At 54.8% G+C, this 17,263-nt stretch carries 19 protein-coding genes; 11 read left to right on the top strand and 8 right to left on the bottom strand.

All coding sequences use genetic code 11. The annotated features are described in order from the left end of the window. Positions 1-6: 6 nt before the first annotated feature. The 3 genes from AC8GE9_RS16205 to AC8GE9_RS16195 all read right to left on the bottom strand — a co-directional run bounded on the left by AC8GE9_RS16205 (position 7) and on the right by AC8GE9_RS16195 (position 2,609). On the bottom strand, positions 7-1,494 hold the full coding sequence (locus AC8GE9_RS16205) for a DEAD/DEAH box helicase (protein ID WP_506678203.1): 1,488 nt from the start codon (positions 1,492-1,494) through the stop codon (positions 7-9). A 99-nt stretch (positions 1,495-1,593) separates the two neighbouring features. After that, positions 1,594-1,923: an AzlD domain-containing protein gene (locus tag AC8GE9_RS16200; RefSeq protein WP_506678202.1), complete on the bottom strand. Its 330-nt coding sequence runs from the start codon at positions 1,921-1,923 to the stop codon at positions 1,594-1,596. After that, positions 1,923-2,609: an AzlC family ABC transporter permease gene (locus AC8GE9_RS16195; protein ID WP_506678276.1), complete on the bottom strand. Its 687-nt coding sequence runs from the start codon at positions 2,607-2,609 to the stop codon at positions 1,923-1,925. Before AC8GE9_RS16195 ends, AC8GE9_RS16200 begins: the two co-directional genes overlap by 1 nt. A 156-nt stretch (positions 2,610-2,765) precedes the next feature. On the opposite strand from AC8GE9_RS16195, the gene AC8GE9_RS16190 reads away from it, so the two are divergent. The 3 genes from AC8GE9_RS16190 to AC8GE9_RS16180 are packed head-to-tail and all read left to right on the top strand — an operon-like array spanning position 2,766 to position 4,592. Then, complete coding sequence (locus tag AC8GE9_RS16190; protein ID WP_506678201.1) at positions 2,766-2,975, top strand: zinc-finger domain-containing protein; 210 nt, start codon at positions 2,766-2,768, stop codon at positions 2,973-2,975. A 38-nt stretch (positions 2,976-3,013) separates the two neighbouring features. Continuing rightward, the gene (locus AC8GE9_RS16185; protein ID WP_506678275.1) at positions 3,014-3,436 is read left to right on the top strand and encodes a YybH family protein; all 423 of its coding nucleotides are present in this window, start codon (positions 3,014-3,016) and stop codon (positions 3,434-3,436) included. Positions 3,437-3,449: 13 nt separating this feature from the next. Further along, a complete protein-coding gene (locus AC8GE9_RS16180) occupies positions 3,450-4,592 on the top strand; it encodes a YheT family hydrolase (protein WP_506678200.1) in 1,143 nt (380 codons plus the stop codon). Here the strand turns inward: AC8GE9_RS16180 and AC8GE9_RS16175 are convergent. Next, positions 4,582-6,114 (bottom strand): M48 family metalloprotease, encoded by a 1,533-nt coding sequence (locus AC8GE9_RS16175; RefSeq protein ID WP_506678199.1) that lies wholly within the window; start codon positions 6,112-6,114, stop codon positions 4,582-4,584. The genes AC8GE9_RS16180 and AC8GE9_RS16175 overlap by 11 nt on opposite strands. Positions 6,115-6,179: 65 nt before the next feature. Here AC8GE9_RS16175 and galU point away from each other — a divergent pair, with 65 nt between their 5' ends. Further along, positions 6,180-7,016 (top strand): UTP--glucose-1-phosphate uridylyltransferase GalU, encoded by an 837-nt coding sequence (gene galU / locus AC8GE9_RS16170; RefSeq protein ID WP_506678198.1) that lies wholly within the window; start codon positions 6,180-6,182, stop codon positions 7,014-7,016. On the opposite strand, the gene AC8GE9_RS16165 is transcribed toward galU, so the two are convergent. Further along, positions 7,013-7,891 carry a cytochrome c oxidase assembly protein gene (locus tag AC8GE9_RS16165; protein WP_506678197.1) on the bottom strand — a complete coding sequence of 293 codons (879 nt, stop codon included), beginning with the start codon at positions 7,889-7,891 and terminating at the stop codon, positions 7,013-7,015. The genes galU and AC8GE9_RS16165 overlap by 4 nt on opposite strands. A gap of 107 nt (positions 7,892-7,998) precedes the next feature. On the opposite strand from AC8GE9_RS16165, the gene AC8GE9_RS16160 reads away from it, so the two are divergent. Beyond that, positions 7,999-9,345, top strand: a complete 1,347-nt coding sequence (locus tag AC8GE9_RS16160; RefSeq protein WP_506678196.1) for an aminopeptidase P N-terminal domain-containing protein — start codon at positions 7,999-8,001, stop codon at positions 9,343-9,345. Between the two features lie 24 nt (positions 9,346-9,369). Here AC8GE9_RS16160 and AC8GE9_RS16155 read toward each other — a convergent pair whose 3' ends face one another. After that, positions 9,370-9,864: a TM2 domain-containing protein gene (locus tag AC8GE9_RS16155; protein WP_506678195.1), complete on the bottom strand. Its 495-nt coding sequence runs from the start codon at positions 9,862-9,864 to the stop codon at positions 9,370-9,372. Positions 9,865-9,918: 54 nt separating this feature from the next. On the opposite strand from AC8GE9_RS16155, the gene AC8GE9_RS16150 reads away from it, so the two are divergent. Genes AC8GE9_RS16150 through ruvA form a run of 6 tightly spaced genes read left to right on the top strand, consistent with a single transcriptional unit; the run spans position 9,919 to position 15,203 of the window. Beyond that, a complete protein-coding gene (locus AC8GE9_RS16150) occupies positions 9,919-11,079 on the top strand; it encodes an FAD-dependent monooxygenase (RefSeq protein WP_506678194.1) in 1,161 nt (386 codons plus the stop codon). 48 nt (positions 11,080-11,127) lie between these two features. After that, positions 11,128-12,174, top strand: a complete 1,047-nt coding sequence (gene dusB, locus AC8GE9_RS16145; protein ID WP_506678274.1) for a tRNA dihydrouridine synthase DusB — start codon at positions 11,128-11,130, stop codon at positions 12,172-12,174. Positions 12,175-12,193: 19 nt separating this feature from the next. Continuing rightward, positions 12,194-12,439 carry a helix-turn-helix domain-containing protein gene (locus AC8GE9_RS16140; RefSeq protein ID WP_506678193.1) on the top strand — a complete coding sequence of 82 codons (246 nt, stop codon included), beginning with the start codon at positions 12,194-12,196 and terminating at the stop codon, positions 12,437-12,439. Between the two features lie 7 nt (positions 12,440-12,446). Then, positions 12,447-14,036: a bifunctional phosphoribosylaminoimidazolecarboxamide formyltransferase/IMP cyclohydrolase gene (gene purH, locus AC8GE9_RS16135; RefSeq protein ID WP_506678192.1), complete on the top strand. Its 1,590-nt coding sequence runs from the start codon at positions 12,447-12,449 to the stop codon at positions 14,034-14,036. Between the two features lie 13 nt (positions 14,037-14,049). After that, positions 14,050-14,601 carry a crossover junction endodeoxyribonuclease RuvC gene (ruvC, locus tag AC8GE9_RS16130; RefSeq protein ID WP_506678191.1) on the top strand — a complete coding sequence of 184 codons (552 nt, stop codon included), beginning with the start codon at positions 14,050-14,052 and terminating at the stop codon, positions 14,599-14,601. Between the two features lie 17 nt (positions 14,602-14,618). Next, positions 14,619-15,203 carry a Holliday junction branch migration protein RuvA gene (ruvA, locus tag AC8GE9_RS16125; protein ID WP_506678190.1) on the top strand — a complete coding sequence of 195 codons (585 nt, stop codon included), beginning with the start codon at positions 14,619-14,621 and terminating at the stop codon, positions 15,201-15,203. 31 nt (positions 15,204-15,234) lie between these two features. Here the strand turns inward: ruvA and AC8GE9_RS16120 are convergent, their stop codons facing one another. After that, complete coding sequence (locus AC8GE9_RS16120; RefSeq protein ID WP_506678189.1) at positions 15,235-16,218, bottom strand: Bug family tripartite tricarboxylate transporter substrate binding protein; 984 nt, start codon at positions 16,216-16,218, stop codon at positions 15,235-15,237. A 19-nt stretch (positions 16,219-16,237) separates the two neighbouring features. After that, positions 16,238-17,254: an NAD-dependent epimerase/dehydratase family protein gene (locus AC8GE9_RS16115; protein ID WP_506678188.1), complete on the bottom strand. Its 1,017-nt coding sequence runs from the start codon at positions 17,252-17,254 to the stop codon at positions 16,238-16,240. Positions 17,255-17,263: the final 9 nt, after the last annotated feature.

Raw genomic sequence — 17,263 nt, 5'->3', positions numbered from 1 at the left:
CAGGCTCTAGTTAGCCTCTGGTTTTTTTTGTGCGCCACCGAGCAACAAACCGACCACCCGTTTTGCCTGCGTCACAGATTTTGTGCCCGTCAAGGCAGGCGCTTGCGCCGCGGCAGCCACAGCAGAAGCAGAAGGCTCATAAGGCTTGAGGAAAAACTCATCAATTGGCTTGACAGGTGCGCTGTAGCGGCTGGGTCGAGCGCTCACTCCTCCACCACTACCGCCGCGGTCTCCGCCTCGTTCACCTGACCGCGCCGAACGAGCGGGACGCGCATCGTCGCGCAACGGTGCGCGAACAAGCAACTCTCCGGGGATCTGTAACACTGCGCGCGTCACAGGTGCCTTGATGAGCTTTTCAATATCAATTAAATATTTTTCTTCGGAGGGAGAGAAAAACGAAATCGCCTCTCCGCTTGCGCCTGCACGACCGGTCCGGCCAATGCGGTGCACGTAATCTTCGGCGCTGTGCGGTAAATCGTAATTGATCACACAAGGCACGCCAGCAACATCGAGGCCTCGCGCGGCGACATCCGTCGCCACAAGGACTTCGAGCTCACCCGCTTTGAAGGCCTCGAGCGCCTTCATGCGATCCGCTTGGGATTTGTCACCATGAATCGACTCGGCACGCACCCCATCGAGCTCTAATTGACGGGCTAGACGACTCGTACCGATTTTGGTGTTGGAAAATACGATGACTTGCTTGAGTCCACGCGATTTAACAAGATGAACCACTGCGGCGCGCTTGGCCTCACCGGCCATCGCATACGCAATCTGTGTCACAGTATCTGCCGTGGCATTGCGCTGCGCCACTTCAATTTCAACCGGATTTTTCAAATAGGTACGGGCAAGCTTGCGGATTTCATTGCTGAAGGTCGCTGAAAAAAGCAATGTCTGACGCTGAGCGGGCAAAAGTTGCATAATGCGATCGAGATCGGGCAAAAAGCCCATATCTAGCATACGGTCTGCCTCGTCCAGCACCAAAATACCGACTTGGCTCAAATTGACGGTACGTTGCTCGACATGATCAAGCAAGCGTCCGGGTGTGGCGATCAATACCTCGCAGCCATTGCGCAAGGCTTCTTTTTGAGGACCGATATCCACGCCACCGAAGACCACCGTCGAGCGCAAAGGTGTCTTGAAACCATAACGCTTGACACTCTCGTACACCTGGTCAGCGAGCTCACGCGTTGGTGTCAGGATCAAAGCGCGCACCGGATGCCGAGCAGGAGACGCGCTGGTATTGGCCATCGGCATCAAACGATGCAAAATAGGCAGTGTAAAAGCGGCTGTTTTTCCTGTACCCGTCTGTGCCGCACCCATCACGTCGTGACCTGCCATCGCAGAAGGAAGGGCTTGGGCTTGGATCGGTGTGGGTACGGTGTATCCCGTATTCGCGACAGCCTGCAAGATAGAGGGATGAAGTCCGATCTCAGCGAATGTTGGAGTAGCCGGTGCGATTTCGTCCGGATTAGGAGTTTGAGTGTTTGAAGTCATTGAATTATTTAAAGAAATCACCCACCAGTGTAACGCAGCCAGACCAAATTAAGCTGCGACAGCCAGAAATGTGAGGGACAAGGCGTCAGGAAAACGGCGTCAGAGCCCAAACAGCCAGCGAGACAACCACAACGCGCCCATACCAGAAACAATCAGCAAGAAACCATTGCGCGTCCACAAAAAGACCCCAATCGCGATCGCCGCGGCAAATAGACGCAGGTCCACTTGTGGCCCGTCAACCGGGTGCCAGGGCAGTAACTCCGGGATCAAGATGCCCGCCAGCGCGGCCAAGGGGGCATAGCGCAAAGCGCTTCGCAACCCTTCGGGCAACGGGATGTGATGCCCAAAGAGAAAGTAACCAGCACGACAAATTGCGGTACACAACCCCAATAAGATGATCGCAGTATAAAAATAAACGTTATTTTCCATCAGGTCTTCACCTTGGCCTTTAAGCGCCTTTCGGACCACATACCCACCACAATTCCAACTACGACAGCGGCAAGCAAGCCCAACCTCAGAGGCCACATTTGCGTCAACCACGCCGTGATACCCGCAGCAATCACGGAGATAAGAATCGGTCTGGACGTAATGTGCGGCAGCATCATCGCCATGAGTGCCAAGACGGCACCAAACTCAAGAGACCATGAAACTGGCACGATCGTTCCGAGCGCAACACCCACCATCGAAGTCGCTTGCCAGACTATCCAGGAGGACAAAACTGTGGCAATAAAAAACCAATGTTGCTCAAGCGTTCCTTTTTGGGGTGCGTCCGCAAAACGCGGCATAAAGACCACAAACGAAACATCGACATTCATATAGCCCAGCAGCAAGCGTTTACGCCAAGACAGATCACGAAAAAAAGGATGGAGCGCAGCACCAAAGATCAGAAAGCGCAGGTTGACGATGATCCCCGCGGCAAATATCAGCCATATTGGGGCACCTGTCGCCAACAACGGCAGGGCCGTGAGCTGAGCAGATCCCGCATAGACCAACAAAGACATCATGATGGCCTGCGTTTCGGTCAGACCGGATTTGACCATAGCGATGCCGGTCACGACACCCCAAATCCCTAAGGCGATGAGGCCTGGACTCACAGCCTGAAATCCGGCGCGCATCGCGGCTCTGCGCTGAACGCTGAGCGAAGGTGAGGTTTGCTGCGAGGTAAGCGGGGAAGGCAATGGAATTAGGATCAGCAAAAGATAGATATTTTGGTATTGTAGACCTCCTGCTTGGTACAATGGTGTCATTGAATTCGAGCTTAGAGAAGACTCATGACCCAAGCATCCAATGCCGGTAAAAACCAAAACCCTGTGATCGTGACCGCAGAGGATTTGCCCCTCCATTGCCCAGGCTCCAAGGCACCTCTCTGGAGCATGCACCCCCGTGTGTTTTTAGACATTGTCGACACAGGTTCGGTCAAATGCCCTTATTGCAGCACTGAGTACAAACTCGCCGAAGGCACCGTGGTACACGCTCACTAAACGCTCACACGTCGCAGCAAAGACTCCCTGTGCCCAATATATTCGCCACCGCCGAAGAAGCAGAACTTGCGTTTTACGACGCACTCGAGCGCGCCGATTTATCCAGACTGATGCAAGTCTGGGCTGACGATGAAGAAATCGTTTGCGTGCATCCCGGTGGTCTGAGAATCATTGGTTTGCATGCGGTCAAAGAATCATGGCAAGAAATATTGGCCAACGGTGGCTTGGCCATTCGTCCGTCCGCACCCACCGTGCTGCACAGCATGATGAGTGCAGTGCATTCTTTAATTGAACAAATCACCATGCATGGCGCGCAAAGCACCGAGGTCGCGTATTGCTATGCCACCAACATTTACCACAAAGGCCCGACGGGCTGGCGTCTCGTGATGCACCATGCTAGCGCAGCGCCCGCCGAGGCAAATGCATTTGATTTGCAAGATAGCTCGGGACTTTTACACTGACCCCCTACTCGCCGTGACCGCAACTTCTGACGATGCCTCCCCCTTGTATGGTGCTCCCTTAAAAGCCGCGCTTGATCTAGACGCTTGTCCAGTACCTGCCTGGTTACCCGATAGGCAATCACAAACACTGTTCGGCGCACTGGCCGTCCCCTTTAACCGCATCAGATTTGTGCGGGAGCGTTTGAACACGCCAGATGGTGACTTCATCGATCTGGACTGGAACACCCCGGCACTGCAATTACGCTCAAAACGCAAGCAGGATCCCGCACTCGCGCACACGGCTGCCGTACGCTGGATGACGCCCGTGGATCAAGAGCAACTCAATTCCGGCGCGGCGCACCCAGCACTCGTGTTGCTGCACGGCCTAGAAGGCAGCAGTCAAAGTCGCTACGCCCAGTCCATTACGCAACATTTTTTGGCTTTAGGCTGGCTCGTGGTCGTTGCGCACTTTAGGGGCTGTTCGGGCTTTCCAAACCGTTTGGCACGCGCCTATCACTCGGGCGACTCGGACGAGATCTCCTTCATCCTCAATACTGTCCATCAACGCGCACCGAACGCGCAATGGCATGCGATTGGTGTTTCTTTGGGCGGTAACGCTCTGCTCAAAAGACTGGGCGAGGCGCCCACACAATTTAACTGGCTACAAGCCGCAGCTGCGATCTCCGCCCCCCTGGATCTCGTCGCTGCAGGCAATCACTTGTCCGACGATCTCTTTAACCGTGAAATTTATTCGAGGTATTTTCTTCGCACGCTTAAACCAAAGGTTTTGGAGAAATCTCGTCGGTTTCCGGGTGTGATTGATGTGATGCGGATCAATCAAGCACGCGATTTGCGTGATTTTGATACTGCTTACACCGCACCCATGCATGGCTTTAAAGACGCCACAGACTATTGGCAACAATCGTCTGCTAAGCCTTGGCTAAAAAATATACTCACCCCAACACTCGTACTGAACGCGCGTAACGATCCCTTTTTACCTGAGCAAGTCTTGCCGGGTCCCGATTACGGAAGCGCCAACATCGTCTTTCACCAGCCCGCCCAAGGGGGGCACATCGCCTTTGTCACGGGAATGTGGCCAGGCAATTTGACGTGGCTACCAACACGGCTCGCCACATTTTTTTCTGCTGTGAAACAGCGCGAAAGACTTAGGACCTAAACCGTTCCAACAACCTTCTGTCATCGGCAATACGACTCGAAAGCTCTCGTATTTTGACGTCGATTTGAGACTGGACGTAAAAGTCTTTGGACATTGTTCTGGCTTGTTGCAACTGCGTAAAAGCCGAGGGCAACGCACCAAGGTTTTCATAATAGGCCGCCATGGTCTGTCGAGCTTCAACGCGTTCGCCGATGCGCTCTTGGCTCATCGCCAACATCTTATAAAGTTCTGGATCCTGAGTCGGCCAACGCTTGATCTGCGCTTTTAAAAATGTAACCGCCTCGGTGTCTCGACCAAGCAACTGCAAACTCTGCGCAGTGCGCAACACAAAGGAGCGTCTTTGTGGCCAGCGTTTGTGGGCGGCTTGCGCCAAACTCAAGGCAGGAGCAACCTGACGTCGCGCCAACTCAATATCAATGCGCTGCAACTCCAGATAAGGTGAGTTGGGCATCAGAGGCTGCGCTTGCGCGAGTGCCGTGGCGGCCGCTGCAGAGTCTTGTCTGGCGAGTGCTGCGAGCGACACGCCGTACCAAGCCGCAGCGCGACGCGCGGGCGACGGTGGCGCACCCTCGCGCTGAGTGGGTGCCCGAGCCTCGTCCTCGAGTTGTTCCTGCGCCTGACGTAAGGCACGTGGATCAACCGCCTGCAAAACACGGGACTTTGCCCGAATAAACCAGTACTCATCTTCGTTTTGAACGCCGACAGGACCATACTGACGCGTACGGTTTTGCATGTCGGTCATCCGCTGCAAACTGAGTGGATGGGTCGATACATAGGCGCCGCCGCCACGCCCTTCGTTCAAGCTTGAGGCTCTGGTCAAACGACCAAACATGGCGGCCATGCCGCTAGGGTCATAGCCGGCTTTTCGGAGCATTTCAAGGCCATTTCGGTCAGCCTCTTGCTCGGCCTCGCGAGAAAAGCCCAATTGGCGATCAATCGCCGCCGCCTGACCAAACGCTGCGATACCCATCGCGGCCTGACCGCCTCCAGGCACCAACGCAGCGAGTAGCGCGGCCGCGATCGAGGCCAGCGCGATGTGACTGCTTTGACGTTGCTGGGTCAGACCGCGTGCAATGTGCCGTTGAGTCACGTGCGCGATTTCGTGCGCCACGACACCAGCGACCTCAGACTCAGAGCCAGAACCCACGATGAGTCCTGTATGCACACCAATAAAGCCTCCCGGCATCGCGAAAGCATTGATTTCTGGATTGCGAACACCAAACACATCGATCTGAGGCGCACCACCAGGTGCGTACGCACCTAGCTTGCGGCCCATGTTTTCGAGATACTGACTGATATCCGGATCGCTGATGTATTCGGGATCGCGCCGACCCTGGACCATGATGGCTTCGCCAAGCTTGCGCTCTAGCGCGGGCGAGAGTTCGAGAGACGAGGGCGAACCCATCGAGGGCGCAGCGGAGGGCTGCGACCAGACAGGCGTAAAAGCGAAACTTAGGGAGAGGGCGAACACGAGGCCACGCGAGAACGTGGTTGAGGTCGAAGTTGGAGAATATCGTGCCATACGCTTATGATAGCGGGAGTTGAGATTGGTTCCGCCACTTTGGCGCGAAGCTTCAAGGATTATTTATGCGCCCCGTACGAAAAGCTGTATTTCCCGTTGCTGGTTTAGGCACACGTTTTTTACCCGCCACCAAGGCGATGCCTAAGGAAATGCTCCCCGTGGTAGACAAGCCACTGATTCAATATGCTGTCGAAGAAGCCATCGCCGCGGGCATCACCGACCTGATTTTTGTTACGGGACGGCATAAACGCGCGATTGAGGACCATTTCGACAGTGCCCCCGAGATGGAGGCAGAGCTCGCTCGCAAAGGAAAAAAAGAACTACTCGCGATTGTTCAAGAAATCCTACCCTCAAATGTGAGCTGCATTTATATTCGCCAGTCGGCCCCTTTAGGTTTGGGACATGCGGTTCTGACTGCAGCCCCGATCGTGGGCGATGAACCGTTTGCAGTGCTGTTGGCGGACGATTTGCTGGATGCGGATCGGCCCGTGATCGGGCAACTCATCGATGCCGCACTGACCCACCAAGGCAGTATTCTGGGCGTTCAAGAAGTGCCCTTGTCCGACACGGACAAGTACGGCATTGTGGCGACCGACCCCGTCTCCGCACTGACAGAGCGTGTCCGTCATATCGTGGAAAAGCCCAAACCGAATGTGGCCCCCTCAACACTCGCCGTGGTGGGTCGTTACGTACTGGACGCTAGGATTTTTGCGCATCTGCGTCAAACACAAGCGGGTGCGGGTGGAGAAATCCAACTCACTGACGGCATTGCGTCCCTACTCAAGGAACAAGCCGTCTTTGCGCATCGCTACGATGGTATTCGTTACGATTGTGGCAATAAAGAAGGCATGTTCAAAGCCACCGTGGCTCTGGGCCGCAAATATCACGGCCTGATTCCCTAAGGCTTAAGGTGTGGGTTCGGTGCCTGAGGCTTGCGTGCCTCAGGCTTAAGCATTCGGGGCTTGGGTACGCCCCATCGCCCTTTGGCGGATAACCGCATCAAAGCGCGTAATGCGACGAGCAGTCCAATGACTTCGGTCATCGCGGCGGGAATCCACATTGTCAACCCCCCAATCATCTGATCGGTCTGAGGGCTCATCGCAATCGCTCGTCCGCACAAGTCAAACAGGGGATACAAATCCCGCTCGGTAAAAGCAATGACAGCGCCCGCCACCATTTGTGGCGCCATCGTCAGAATGGGAGAAATCACCCGCCCACCAGGCGTCATCGCCGCAGGGGGATTGGGCCTTCGGTCCAAAATCAAATTCCAGTACATGAAACCCGTAATGACCACTGACCAATTCATCAGTCGGTACAAACGCCAATCCAGCATCGAATAGAACTGTACGGACGGAATCAGCCAAATCACCACCAAAAATACAAACAAGGTCGGTACGATGATTGGATTGGTCATGATAGAAATCAGAGCCCGACCCAGGAGTGTTTGATTAAAGCGATGCAGACGAATGCGCCAGGACAGCGGCAAACCTGCGCGCATCACCGAGCCCGGATAGGCGGCCATGATGACGAGAGGTCCAAGGTGGTGAAGCACAAGGTGCTGCAGCCGATGGATAAAAAACATGCGCTCAGCGTAATAGTCCAGCAGTGTGTGCATGGACAGGTAAAGCATGATCCAGCCCATCCAGAAAAACACCTGACGGGTCCGAGATATGGCATGCACGCGCTGACCTCGCACAAATAGCCAAGCGCTGATGATGAAACACACCACCAGAAACGGAGAAAACTCCCAAGGCTTTAACCAACCGAGCCAATCCATCGCTACAGCCTTTACGTAAATACGCTTTGTAGAACAAAACAAGCTCTCGATTGTAGTATGTTGAACGTAGAATCCTGATTAATCCTCATTCCTGCCCACAACCGCTTATGTCCAACGTCACAAGTCCTCTTCAGAGCTTTAAACAGCGTCGCGAACAATTATTCGCATGGATGCATACTCAGGGTGGAGGGATCGCGATTTTGCCAACGGCGAGTTTGCGACAGCGCAACCGCGACAATCACTTCACCTTTCGCCACGACAGTGATTTTTTCTACTTGTCTGGCTTGAAGGAAAGCGAGGCTTGGTTGGTGTTGGTCGCAGGCGAGGTCAACCAAAGCATTTTATTTTGCGAGGAAAAAAATCCTGAGGTTGAACTCTGGAATGGCAAACGCTGGGGACCTCAAGCCGCCGCTGAGTATTTTTCTTTTGATCAAGCCTATGACGTGGCTGAGATTGATCAACGCATGCCTGAACTCCTGCAGGGGCACGCGCAACTTTTGACACCTTTGTCCAATTTTTCTAATCAACAACTCTTAAACAAAATACACGACTGGGTTGGGCTGGCGCAGCGCAAAGCCCGCGGCGCACGTGCCACTCCCGTCAAATGGCTAGACTTGTGCGAACCCCTGTCGGAGATGCGTCTGATTAAGGACGCCTCAGAACTCGACATCATGCGCAAAGCCGCCTCGATCTCGGCTCGCGCCCACATCCACGCGATGCAAGCAGCACAGGCCGGCATGCACGAATATGAGCTCGAAGCCGAGTTGCTCTACACCTTTCGCAAGCATGGCGCGCAAGGCGTGGCCTACGACAGCATCGTCGCAGCAGGCGCCAATTCTTGCGTGTTGCATCATCCCGCTGGTAACTGCGTGATGCGCGACGGTGAGCTTGTATTGATTGATGCGGGCTGTGAATTAGAGGGCTATGCCTCGGACATCACACGCACCTTTCCTGTTAACGGTCGTTTTTCGGGTCCACAGCGAGCACTCTATGCGATTGTGCTTAAAGCGCAAGAAGAAGCCGCGGCGCACACCTCTCCCAAACATCATTGGAATGCAGGCCATGAGGCGGCCGTCAAGGTACTGACGCAAGGCTTGCTGGACGAAGGACTATTGCAGGGCTCGCTCGAACAAGCACTGGAAACCAGTGCTTACAACCGTTTTTACATGCATCGCACTGGCCATTGGCTAGGCATGGACGTACACGACGTGGGCGCCTATCGAGCGCCTACCTCGGACACCCAGGATAGACCATGGCGTATGCTTGTGCCCAACATGGTGCTGACCATCGAACCAGGTTTGTATATTCGTCCTGCCCAAGATATCCCAGAGGCTTTTTGGAATATTGGCATTCGTATTGAGGATGATGCCATCGTCACAGAAAAAGGGTGCGAACTCATGACGCGCGAGGTCCCAGTGGGAATGAACGAGATCGAAGCGTTGATGCAAGCATGATCAATCACGCATGACTGGCAACCCCTAGCCTTGCAAGTTCAAGCCGTCGAGCCAACCAATCGCTGTCCAAACATAGATCACGATCATGGCGATGCCAAACATAAAGGCCACTGTGCCGATGAGCAGGGTGAAAGAGGCCACCAAAATCGCGCCCCAACCGCTTGGGCGCTCTCGTTTAAGCCCAGGATTAAAGCGTGCGTCAAAGCGCGCATCGCTCATGAGACACCACACAATCGCCTCGATAAAACCATTCAGGATAGGGATATACAAAAGGAAAAAAGCCGGATTTTCCCACCACACCTCTGCGAAGGCACTGATCACCAACAGCACCACGCTATATGCCGTCACAAGCCATGCATAAGGACGTCTGAGGTACCACCAATGGGCGCCGAAAATGCCGAGCAAAGCTGCGAGCAGGCCAACCGTGGCTTTGTAGCGAAATTTAGGATCAGCGTGTGTGGTGGACATAGCAGCGTTCACGTTCATGAGCTCAACAGTACGATCAAATGTTTCGAGCATACCTGATTCAAGGTCATCCTCCAGTCATATCATTGTCGGCAGTAGAATAATGGCATGTCGCGACTAGATTTCGATGTTGTCATTATTGGAGGCGGGCCTGTCGGCTGCGTACTCGCTTTGCTATTGGCGCGCTGTACCGCTCACCCGGAACGCATCGCACTGTTTCAGTCTGGAGCGTCTTCCCAATACGGCTATGCACCCGAGCAGGATCCTAGAGTGCTGGCGCTCAATCATGGCAGCCGGGTCTTGCTCGAGTCGCTTCACGCTTGGCCGACCGAGGCTGCGATCATTCAAAATATTCATGTCTCGCAAAAAGGTCGACTAGGCCGAGCCATCATTCGACATCACGACTTTAACGTCCCGCAACTAGGCTCCGTAGTGCACTATCCACGGCTGCAGACTCGCCTGATGCAAGCCGTTCAAGCCTCCGGTATCGCCTTGCGTACCGGACTCGCCGCACACGTGACCACACAAGACGCGCAAAGCGTCAGCATCGCACAAGACGGCCAGCCTTTTCGCGCGGCACTGGTGATCCAGGCTGACGGACATCCGAACACCGCTGTGCAGCGCGAGTACGCTCAAGTGGCGCTGCTGACGCGTGCAAACGCGAGTCTGCCCCGCAAAGCTTGGGCCTTTGAACGGTTTACGCCTGAAGGCCCCTTGGCTGTTCTGCCTCATCCGCAAGCCGCCGATGCGCAATCGATCGTTTGGTGTTGTACACCCACTCGCGCCAGCGTCCTGACCACACTCGCCCCCAAAGCGTTTTCTGCGGCGCTGAGCAACATGTTTGGTACACGCTTGGGAGTGCTCTCTGTGGACGCTCCGGTCGTCGCAGTGCCTTTGCGCCTCAATGTTCGATCCAATATCGTTGAGGGACGCTGCGTTGCGATCGGAAACGCAGCACAAACACTTCATCCCGTCGCGGGACAGGGATTGAATTTAGGATTGCGGGATACCGCCGCACTCGCCATCGCCTTGCGCGACTGGTTGATACAACCTGAAAGAGATGTTGCCCCGATACTCGCACAGTTTCAACTTCAGCGACAGCCGGATCGTCAACTCACCGCCTTGTTGACGGACAGCATGGCCCGAACCTTCACAACGGGTCTGGCCCCCATCGAGCATCTAGCGGGTCTCGCGCTATTGGGGATGGATGCCTTGCCTCTTGCACGTGCGCCCCTCGCACGTCATTTATTACAAGGTTTAAGACGCTAAACCTGGCGGTCGTCTCGGCGGTCGTCTTTGAGCGATTACAATTTCGCTATGAAAATTGGTCCGTGGTCCCTTCCGAACAACGTTTTCGTCGCCCCGATGGCGGGTGTGACGGATCGTCCGTTTCGTCAGCTTTGTAAAAAGCTGGGCGCGGGCTATGCCGTCTCCGAAATGGCGGCCAGCAATCCCCAACTTTGGAACACGGTGAAATCCTCCCGTCGCTTGAATCACGATGGTGAAATCGATCCTGTCGCTGTGCAAATTGCAGGGGCGGATCCAGAAATGATGGCGCAGGCCGCTGTATTCAATGTCAGCAAGGGCGCGCGCGTCATCGATATTAATATGGGCTGTCCAGTCAAAAAGGTGTGCAACGTCGCCTCGGGCTCTGCCCTGCTGCGTCATGAGGATCTGGTCGCCCGCATTCTGGATGCGGTCGTGCAGGCCTGCCTGCCCTTGGGCGTTCCCGTGACACTCAAAACCCGCACAGGCTGGGACAGGGAGCACCGCAACGCCCTACGGATCGCAAAACTCGCCGAAAACGCCGGCATTGCAGCGCTGACCTTGCACGGTCGCACGCGCGCAGACCTCTATCTAGGTCAAGCCGAATACGACACGATTCGAGAGGTAAAAGCCAGCTTGACGATCCCCGTGGTCGCCAATGGAGATATCGGCAGTCCCGCTAAAGCCCGCGAGGTCTTGGCCTACACGGGAGCGGATGCCGTTATGATCGGCCGCGCCGCACAAGGTCGGCCTTGGATTTTCAGAGAAGTGGATCATTTTCTAAAGACAGGTGAGAGTCTCCCACCGCCAACTTGGATCGAGATGCGGGACCTACTGCTGGCGCATTTATCGGATCATTATCAATTTTATGGTGAATTACCGGGCGTGCGCACCGCGCGCAAGCACATCGGTTGGTATGTCAGCAGCCTGCCCTCGGGCAAACAGTTTTCCGACCAGATCAACACCATCGAGAGCACGCATGCGCAATTCGAAGCCGTGAATCAATGGTTTACGCTTCAACATACAATTTCGCCAGACATCCCAGCGTCAACCTGCGACAATCAAGGTCTACGCTCAGGCCATCTTTACGCGGCTTAAACTGCACGCATCGTGATCCATGAAAAAAAATAATATCCTCGAAGAGTCCGTCCGCTTGAGCCTTGAGCAATATTTCAGCGATCTCGGCGACACCGACCCGAGCGATCTTTACGACATGGTGATTCGCTGCGTCGAGCGTCCCTTGCTCGAAGTGGCGATGGAACGCGCGCAACAGAATCAGTCAAAAGCCGCTCAGATGCTGGGCGTGACGCGCAACACGCTTCGCAAAAAACTCCTTTTCCATAAACTTATCCCTCAAAATTAACCAAGCAATGAATATTCAAACTGCCCTGCTCTCCGTCTCCGATAAAACCGGTATCGTCGATTTCGCCACTGCGCTCGCTGCACGCGGCGTCCGTTTGCTTTCGACTGGCGGAACGGCGAAATTACTCGCCGAGTCTGGACTCGCGGTCACCGAAGTCGCGCAGCACACCGGCTCCCCTGAAATCCTCGATGGTCGTGTCAAAACACTGCATCCAAAGATTCACGGCGGCCTCTTGGCACGTCGCGACAACGCCGAACACCTCAAAACGATCGAACAACACGGCATTGACCGGATTGATTTGTTGGTCGTCAACCTGTATCCATTTCGTCAAGCCGTCTCAAACCTCAATTGCTCTTTTGAAGATGCTGTCGAAAACATCGATATTGGTGGGCCCGCCATGCTGCGCGCTGCCGCTAAAAACCACGGTACTGAACAAGGTGGCGTGACCGTTGTCATCGATCCCGCTGACTATGCTGGGGTTCTCTCCGAGATGGATCAGACCGGCGGGACCTCCTACGGCTTGCGCCTGCAACTCGCGACCAAGGTGTACGCGCACACCTCTGCCTACGACGGTGCGATTGCCAACTACCTGAGCAGCCTCAACGTCGACGAGCCCGCTCAAGAGACCGCACCTGCCCGAAACACTTGGCCCAACATCCTCACCTTGCAGGTCTACCAAAAACAAGTCCTGCGCTACGGCGAAAACGCACAGCAGCGCTCGGCGTTTTACGTCGATCCTTATTGCCCAGCCGGTCTGCTCTCGAATTTTGTGCAACTGCAAGGCAAGGAGCTCTCCTACAACAATATCGCCGATTCCGATGCGGCCTGGGACTGCGTTCGTAGTTTCGACGTGCCTGCATGCGTGATCGTCAAACATGCCAACCCTTGCGGCGTGGCTACGGCCGGCAAGGCACTGGACGCCTACCTCAAAGCGTTCAAGACAGACACGACCTCTGCATTCGGCGGCATTATTGCGTTTAACCGCACGGTTGATCTCGCGACCGCGCAGGCTGTCAGCGGACAGTTTGTCGAAGTCCTACTCGCACCCGCTTACGATCAGGACGCCCTTGCTTTACTCACAAGCAAAAAGAACGTGCGTGTGTTGCAGGTACCTATGGGTGACGGCCAGAACGACATCGATGTTAAACGCATTGGTGGTGGCTGGCTCGTCCAAACGCCAGACTGCGAAATCCTCAAGACCGAAGATCTGCGTGTGGTCACGCGCAAACAGCCGACGGCTGAGCAAATGCGCGATCTGCTGTTCGCTTGGAAGGTCGCCAAGTTCGTCAAATCAAATGCGATCGTCTTTTGTGGCGATAGCATGACACTTGGCGTGGGTGCGGGCCAGATGAGCCGTATCGACTCAGCCCGCATCGCCTCGATCAAAGCCGAGAACGCAGGTCTAACGCTCAAGGGTTCAGCCGTCGCGTCGGATGCCTTCTTTCCCTTCCGTGACGGACTCGATGTCGTCATTGACGCAGGCGCGAGCTGCGTGATCCAGCCTGGCGGCAGTATGCGTGACGACGAGGTCATCGCAGCGGCCAACGAGCGCGACATTGTGATGGTGCTGACAGGTATGCGACACTTCCGTCACTAAAGGAGCAAGCGAAATGCGCATACTTGGTGTCGATCCGGGACTTCGCCGAACAGGTTTTGGCGTGATCGACGTCAAGGGCGCAACGCTCAGCTATGTTGCGAGTGGCACGATTATTGTGCCCACCGACATCACCTTGCCTCTGCGGCTCAAAGTCATTTTAGATAATCTTCGCCAAGTGGTCCAAGACACTCAACCTGATGTCGCGGCGCTTGAAATCGTTTTTATGAATACCAATCCGGCGAGTACGCTGCTGCTGGGTCAAGCCCGTGGCGCGGCGTTATGCGCACTGGCAGATCGCAATCTAGCCGTGCATGAGTACACGGCTCTACAAATCAAGAAATCTGTCGTGGGTGCAGGTCGTGCCGCCAAAGAACAAGTGCAAATGATGGTCCAACGCCTCCTAAGGCTTGATGGCGTCCCTGCAGCCGACTCTGCAGACGCACTCGCCTGCGCGATTTGTCATGCGCACATCGCTCCACTGACGGAGAAACTCGGACAAATGAACTATCAGACGCGCACTTCGCGCGGTCGCTCGCGCCTGCGCGCGGGTAGATTGCTAGGCTAGCCTCCAAAGGACTCAGAATGATTGGTCGACTCACGGGTACGCTCTATGACAAGACACCTCCACGCATCGGTCTCGATGTACAAGGTGTCGGCTACGAAATCGATGTTTCGATGACCACGTTCTACGCGCTCCCAGAAATCGGCGCGCAGGTGACGTTGCTGACACACCTGACCGTCAGAGAAGATGCACATATTTTGTTTGGTTTTTCCTCTGCGCAAGAGCGCGCGACCTTTCGCGAACTTGTCAAAGTCAGCGGCATAGGTGCACGCACCGCATTGGCCGTTTTATCGGGCATGTCTGTCGAAGAGCTCTCACAGGCCATCACACTACAAGATCCCGCCCGACTCATGCGCGTACCGGGTATTGGCAAAAAAACAGCTGAAAGGTTATTGCTCGAGATGAAAGGCAAACTCGGCGCTGATCTTGGGCACAGTCTCAGCACTCATGCCGCTGCGGGCTCTAACACCCAAACCGATGTCATGCACGCGTTGACCGCGCTCGGTTACTCCGAACGCGAGTCCTTAGCTGCAGTGAAAGGCCTGCCCGAAGGCCTCAATATCTCGGATGCGATTCGCCAGGCACTCAAAAGACTTTCAAAATGACCCACATCAACGAAAGCTTGAGCCTGATTGCTTAGTCAATACGCGCGCCTGAAAGTCGTACGGCCTCAGACCAGTTTTTAACCTCTGAGGCAATAACCTTTTGAAAGGCTTCGGGCGAACTATTGTTCACCTCGCCACCCATGTCTTTAAGCCGCTGCGTCATCGCGGGTTCTGCCACGATTTTCTGAATATCCACAGAGATTTTTTGACGCAAGGCATCGTTCATCGTGCCGGGGCCATAAATACCAAACCATGTGGCGGCCGTGAAATCAGGGACGCCCGCCTCAGTCATCGTGGGCACATTAGGAATCGCCGCCACACGTTGCGCATGCGCAAGAGCAATCGGTTTGAGCTTGCCCGAATTGATATAGGGCAGCGCTGCCGATAGCGTGACGAAAGCGACCTGAACCTGGCCACCGAGCAAATCAGTCAACATCGGTGTATCGCCCTTGTAGGGCACATGTGTCAAAGGCGTACCTGTTTTAGATTTGAACAATTCGCCTGCGAGGTGCTGTGGCGTGCCATTGCCAGTAGAAGCCATGGTCAATCCATTTTTTTGCGCTTTGGCGTAGGTGATCAATTCAGACAGCGAGTTGACCGGCAAGCTTGGATTGGCCACCAACACCAGTGGAATAGTTGAAATCAAGGTAATTGGGGCGAAATCTTTGACGGGATCGTATTTCAGCTTGCCATAGAGACTCGCACTGATCGTGTGGGCCGCCGTGGTGATGTAGAGGGTATAGCCATCTCCTTGAGCGCGCGCCACAGACTCTGCTGCGACCGTTGTGCCGGCTCCGGCACGGTTGGTCACCACGACTTGTTGTTTCCACTGTGCAGGGAGTTTTTCAGCGACCATTCGTCCGATCACATCCGTGGCGCCACCGGGAGGATAAGGCACGACCAGCGTCACCGTTTTTTCAGGAAAACTCTGTGCAACGGCGACACCTGCGAAACCGGCCCCCACTAACAGAGCAGCACTGAGCAATAGTCGATTTATATTCGTGTTCATGTTCATGGATGTCTTCTTTCAACGTTTATGTTTGTGCTTCACGCCAGGCTAACAAACGCGTGATACCTTCGCGCATTTGTATTTGAGGCTTCCAGCCAATCGCTTCCCCAGCTTTGTCATGCGGGATATGGAAGGCACCGCCCGAAGTCAGACGAACCTTGCCAGGGGGATCCGGACGTACCTCTGGTTTGAGATCACTCTTGCAATACTCAAGCACCAACGTCACCAACTCCCCCGTCGTAATGGGTGCGGGACCTGAGACGTTGACCGCCACATCGGTCGCCGTGCTTTGGAGCGCAGCGAGGTTGGCGCGCGCAACGTCCGAGACGTGCACAAAATGCTTGGTATCCGTGCCATCACCTGGCAAGACTGGCGCCTGACCTTTGCGCACCAGATCGTAAGTTTCCATGATGTACAAGGAGTTTGCGGCACGATAATGTTGGCGCTCTCCGTAAACCGTGGAGTAACGCAGGACAACATAGTCCTGGCCGAAGGTCTGGTGATAATGACGACATAATTGCTCGCCCATGATTTTCGAGGCGCCATAAAGGATCGCCGCTGGTGGGGCACCCACGGAATGAAAAGGGATCTCCTCGGACAAGGCGCCCTTGATGCCCGTTCCATAACCATACACAGCATTCGAAGAGGCGAAGATGATTTTCTTGACCTTGTTGACACGACACGCTTCGAGCATGTTTTGCGCGCCTCGGATGTTGACATCGACCGCTTGCCAAGGTGTTTGTGAAAAGCCCAAGGTCATATAGGCAGCCAAATGAACCACGCCATCCACGCCCTCAGTCGCCATCAGCAAGTCTGGCAAGCGCATTAAATCCGCACGTACGATCTTGATGCGCGGATTGTCCTGCAAATGCTGGATCGCCTCCATCGAACCGAAGGAGAAATTATCCAACAGCAAAACCTCCCGCGCGCCTTCCTTGAGTAAAAGGTCGGCGGTATGCGAGCCCACAAGACTCGCCGCGCCTGCAATCAAAATACGGGAATCTTTAATGTTTAAAGCTTGACCTTTTTTTATCGTTGTCATGATGGATGA

The sequence above is a fragment of the Zwartia lucis genome (assembly GCF_965234455.1).
GTDB lineage: Bacteria > Pseudomonadota > Gammaproteobacteria > Burkholderiales > Burkholderiaceae_B > Zwartia > Zwartia lucis.
This window is presented reverse-complemented; position numbering and strand designations above follow the sequence as displayed.